The organism is Vibrio sp., assembly GCF_047973365.1.
GTDB lineage: Bacteria > Pseudomonadota > Gammaproteobacteria > Enterobacterales > Vibrionaceae > Vibrio.
Window position 1 is genome coordinate 1 of record NZ_JBKEBW010000142.1, and the last position, 4551, is coordinate 4551.

The 4551-nt window shown below is 43.9% G+C and carries 8 protein-coding genes and 1 pseudogene; 8 read left to right on the plus strand and 1 reads right to left on the minus strand.

Going from position 1 to position 4551, the window contains the following annotated elements; all coding sequences use genetic code 11:
• The 7 genes from ACK5MF_RS17200 to rplI all read left to right on the plus strand — a co-directional run.
• Positions 1-599: EF-Tu/IF-2/RF-3 family GTPase (locus ACK5MF_RS17200; RefSeq protein WP_416923775.1), on the plus strand; the 599-nt coding region annotated here is incomplete at its 5' end.
• A 288-nt stretch (positions 600-887) separates the two neighbouring features.
• Positions 888-1076: a (2Fe-2S)-binding protein gene (locus ACK5MF_RS17205; protein ID WP_416923776.1), complete on the plus strand. Its 189-nt coding sequence runs from the start codon at positions 888-890 to the stop codon at positions 1074-1076.
• Positions 1077-1181: 105 nt separating this feature from the next.
• Positions 1182-1658 (plus strand): bacterioferritin, encoded by a 477-nt coding sequence (gene bfr / locus ACK5MF_RS17210; RefSeq protein WP_416923777.1) that lies wholly within the window; start codon positions 1182-1184, stop codon positions 1656-1658.
• Between the two features lie 311 nt (positions 1659-1969).
• Positions 1970-2347, plus strand: coding sequence for a 30S ribosomal protein S6 (rpsF, locus tag ACK5MF_RS17215; RefSeq protein WP_165312422.1), 378 nt, complete (start codon positions 1970-1972; stop codon positions 2345-2347).
• An 8-nt stretch (positions 2348-2355) separates the two neighbouring features.
• On the plus strand, positions 2356-2658 hold the full coding sequence (priB, locus tag ACK5MF_RS17220; RefSeq protein ID WP_102943069.1) for a primosomal replication protein N: 303 nt from the start codon (positions 2356-2358) through the stop codon (positions 2656-2658).
• A 15-nt stretch (positions 2659-2673) separates the two neighbouring features.
• Complete coding sequence (gene rpsR / locus ACK5MF_RS17225) at positions 2674-2901, plus strand: 30S ribosomal protein S18 (protein ID WP_042490278.1); 228 nt, start codon at positions 2674-2676, stop codon at positions 2899-2901.
• Positions 2902-2933: 32 nt separating this feature from the next.
• Positions 2934-3383: a 50S ribosomal protein L9 gene (gene rplI / locus ACK5MF_RS17230; protein WP_416923778.1), complete on the plus strand. Its 450-nt coding sequence runs from the start codon at positions 2934-2936 to the stop codon at positions 3381-3383.
• Positions 3384-3641: 258 nt separating this feature from the next.
• Here rplI and ACK5MF_RS17235 read toward each other — a convergent pair whose 3' ends face one another.
• Positions 3642-3893, minus strand: a complete 252-nt coding sequence (locus ACK5MF_RS17235; RefSeq protein ID WP_416923779.1) for a hypothetical protein — start codon at positions 3891-3893, stop codon at positions 3642-3644.
• 294 nt (positions 3894-4187) lie between these two features.
• On the opposite strand from ACK5MF_RS17235, the pseudogene ACK5MF_RS17240 reads away from it, so the two are divergent.
• A pseudogene (locus ACK5MF_RS17240) lies at positions 4188-4551 on the plus strand (reverse transcriptase domain-containing protein); the annotation flags it as partial.

Genomic DNA, 4551 nt, shown 5'->3' on the forward strand with positions numbered 1-4551 from the left:
TAGACGAGTACATTCCAGAGCCAGAGCGTGCAGTAGACATGCCGTTCCTAATGCCAATCGAAGACGTATTCTCAATCCAAGGTCGTGGTACAGTAGTAACTGGCCGTATCGAGCGCGGTATCCTGAAAGTCGGTGATGAAGTTGCAATCGTTGGTATCCACGACACGACAACTACTACATGTACTGGTGTTGAGATGTTCCGTAAGCTTCTAGACGAAGGTCGTGCGGGTGAGAACGTTGGTGCACTACTACGTGGTACTAAACGTGATGACGTAGAACGTGGCCAAGTACTAGCGAAGCCTGGTTCAATCACTCCACACACTAAGTTCGAGTCAGAAGTATACGTACTGTCTAAAGACGAAGGCGGCCGTCATACTCCGTTCTTCAAAGGCTACCGTCCACAGTTCTACTTCCGTACAACGGACGTAACTGGTGATATCTCTCTACCAGAAGGCGTAGAAATGGTAATGCCAGGCGACAACATCCAAATGACTGTAGAGCTAATCGCTCCAATCGCAATGGATGAAGGTCTACGTTTCGCGATCCGCGAAGGTGGCCGTACAGTTGGTGCTGGTGTTGTAGCTAAAATCTTCGCTTAATCGCGAAATTTTACTGCGAACCTCGCATTAGAAAAGGGAAGCTTCAGCTTCCCTTTTTGCATTTTGGTTATAAAAAAATTTAAATCTAAAGTAGTGGTAGTGAGTAACTTATTAGTAAAAACATTAGGTTAAACTTTTCGTTGTACCACCTGATTCAGCTAACTGTTTTTCTCTTCTAAAATCCTATTCTTTATATAACTAATCGATCTGAGTAACGTGTAAAACTTACTGGTAATAAGAACGATTCTTTTTTATATTTCGAGCAAGGTTCGTTTTTAAGGTTGCAGTATGTACGTTTGTTTGTGTCACGGTATCTCGGATAAGAAAATTAAGCAGCTTGCGATTGAGCAAGGGGTTACCGATATCCGTGGTATCAGACAATGCACGCCATTAGGCTCTCAATGTGGCAAGTGCGTACGTCAGGCAAAAGAAATTTTAAGTGAAGTTGAGGTCGTGCAACTGAAACAAGCAAGTTAACTGAAACGCTCTGTTGGCTGAAAAGTCCCACATAGCGCTACATCTTTTTTTGACACTCTCTTATTTGGTTCTAAAGTTAAAAGAGCCAAAGAGGAGGGCTTTGTCATGAAAGGCGATCCAATAATAATCCAACATCTCAACAAAATTCTTGCTAATGAGCTGGTTGCCATCAATCAATACTTTCTACATGCACGTATGTATAAAGATTGGGGCTTAAAGCATTTAGCGGATAAGGAATACCATGAATCGATTGATGAAATGAAACATGCTGATCACCTTATCGAACGGATTTTGTTTTTGGAAGGTTTACCAAATCTACAAGATCTCGGTAAGTTGATGATAGGTGAAGATACCAAAGAAATGCTCGAATGCGATCTCAAACTAGAAATGTCGGCGATCCCCGATTTGAAAGACGCCATTGCCTATGCCGAAGACATTCGTGATTATGTTTCCCGTGATCTGTTTCTTGAGATTCTCGAAGATGAAGAAGAGCACGTCGACTGGTTAGAAACCCAGCTCGGTTTGATTGAAAAAACCGGTATTGAAAATTATCTTCAGGCTCAGTTTGTCGACGAAGATTAGTCTTGGTTCTTTCCCCTTTTGTCCTTGTTCCCACGGTCCTCCGTGGGAATACATATCAAACTTTACCTACGCCGGAATGTTTAGTAGATGAGAAATATTTAACTCAAGTATGAATTCCCACGCGGGAGCGTGGGAACTAGCAAAATTCTCATTTAATTCTTACTTTCCGCCCCCAATAATTTCCCTTGCTAACCCTGCTGACATTCTGTACTATTCGTGCTCCTTTATTCTCGGTCAATTATCATTAGTTCCTTGCTTCCTGTGGATGACCGGGCCAACTTTGGAAGCTAATAATCCGTAAGGAGCAATAAATGCGTCATTACGAAATCGTATTCATGGTGCACCCAGATCAAAGCGAGCAAGTTGCTGGTATGATCGAGCGTTACACTGGTTCTATCACTGAAACTGGCGGTAAAATCCACCGTCTAGAAGATTGGGGCCGTCGTCAAATGGCTTATCCAATCAACAAGCTACATAAAGCTCACTATGTTCTAATGAACGTTGAAGCTGACCAAGCTGTGATTGACGAACTAGAAACTGCTTTCCGTTTCAACGATGCAGTTCTACGTAACATGATCATGCGTACTAAATCTGCGATCACTGAACCATCAATCATGCTAAAAGCGAAAGAAGAGCGTGCTCCTCGTCGCGAACAGTTTGAAGACCGTTCAGAAGATTCTGCTGAGTAATTGTATTGATGACCAATCGAATGGAGTTAAGTGGCTCAGTCGCTAAACCTCCGATTCGAAGCCAAAGTCCATCGGGTGTTGAACACTGTCATTTTTGGCTAGAGCATCGCTCTACGGTGGTTGAAGCTGACTTCCCGCGACAAGTATATTGTCGAATTCCAGTGGTAGTGAGTGGGCAGCGGTCAAAAATCTTAACTCAAGACTTAGTACAAGGCAGTAGTATTCAGGTAAGTGGCTTTGTTGCTTATCAAACCGGCCGAAATGGTTTGGGAAAGTTGGTACTACATGCCGACAACATTATTCAAATTTAGATCAGGAGATAGCCCATGGCTCGTTTCTTCCGTCGTCGTAAATTCTGCCGTTTTACTGCAGAAGGCGTACAAGAGATTGACTACAAAGATGTAGCAACTCTTAAAAACTACATCACTGAAGCTGGCAAAATCGTACCAAGCCGTATCACTGGTACTAGCGCTAAATACCAGCGTCAGCTAGCTCGCGCAATCAAACGTGCTCGCTACCTAGCTATTCTGCCATACACTGACAAACATCAGTAATTGGCACCGTTTATTAGAAAGAGGATTAAGCAATGCAAGTTATTCTACTTGATAAAATCGGTAACCTAGGTGCTCTTGGCGATACTGTAAACGTTAAATCTGGTTACGCTCGTAACTTCCTTATCCCTCAAGGTAAGGCTGTAATGGCAACTAAAGCTAACGTTGAAATGTTTGAAGGCCGTCGTGCTGAGCTAGAAGCTAAAGTTGCAGAGCAACTCGCTGCAGCTCAAGCTCGCGCTGACCAAGTTAATGCACTAGAAGCAGTTGTTATTGTTTCTAAAGCTGGTGACGAAGGCAAACTATTCGGTTCTATCGGTACTCGCGATATCGCTGACGCTATCACAGCGGCTGGCGTTGCAGTATCTAAGAGCGAAGTTCGTCTACCTGAAGGTGCTCTACGTAACACTGGTGAGTACGAAATCAGCGTGCAACTTCATTCTGAAGTTTTTGCTGAAGTTAAACTACAAGTTGTTGCTGAATAATTCAGTTTACGCAAGTTTAAAAACACCAGCCTTGGCTGGTGTTTTTTGTTTGCCCAGCAAAGCTGGCAAACCCGTCCACTTGAAAGAAAGTGGACTCACCCTGACTAAGGGGAAGACAATCCGAATGGCAAGGGCGTCACGGGCTAACGGTGGTGTCTGAAGGAAGCCATAGGAAGTTAGATGTACTCAACTAACCGTAATCTGTTTCGGCGGTACTGGTGGTTAAGCGTCCAAAATAGCGCAAAGCCCAATTCTTAGTCAGACCAATACTGTGATTGATGGTGGGATATCTAACAGGGAGTCAGTGCTATAACTGGGGAAGCCTGACACCACATCCGGGCAAATGCCGGAAGCATCCATCAAGAGGTGAATCAAGGTGAATGTTGGTGCGAGGTGGCAGATGAATCCGTAGTAGTAAGTAAGGCTCGACCAGTGAAGCCCAGTAATGGTGTGGAGGAGAAAACCGAGCTGACCATCAGCACTGCGTTTGATGGGGCACTGACTAGCCAAAAGCTTATCAGTGTTGCGAAGGGAGGAAGCATACTTTAAGTCTGTGATGAGCAGATGTTTTTTTTTAGTGGTACACAAACCAACTCGCTATTGGGGTATTCCGGACTGGTGGGCTGTGGAAGTGGTGCACTGAAACGAGAAACCGTACATGGGAGTAACTTTGCCTAACTGTAGTAGATTGCCATTGAGCTAGAAGGCTACAAAGCAGAGTGAAGTAGACCGACACAAAAAGGAAAACATCTTGTCCCCAAACATCACACAAACCGAGGGAAAAAGTTGAGAGTTTATTAAAGATTGTATGGTCAACTACTCAGTAAAGAACGTCTATACAAAGTAATTAAGAAGGTCAGGAAATAAAAAGGAGCGGCAGGAATAGATAAGCAGAGCCTGAGCGACTATGCCTCATATCTGAGTGATAATCTCGACCATCTTGTTTCTGAACTCAAAACCAAGCAATACCAACCGCAACGAGTCATACGGGTAGAAATCCCGAAAGAAGGAGGCGGAGTAAGATTGCTTGGGATCCCGACAGTACGGGATAGAGTTGTCCAACAAGCCCTGAATGATCTGCTAACCCCCATCTTCGAAGAGCAGTTCCATCCATCAAGTTTTGGATATAGACCGCATCGAAGTTGTCATGATGCCATTAATAAAGCTA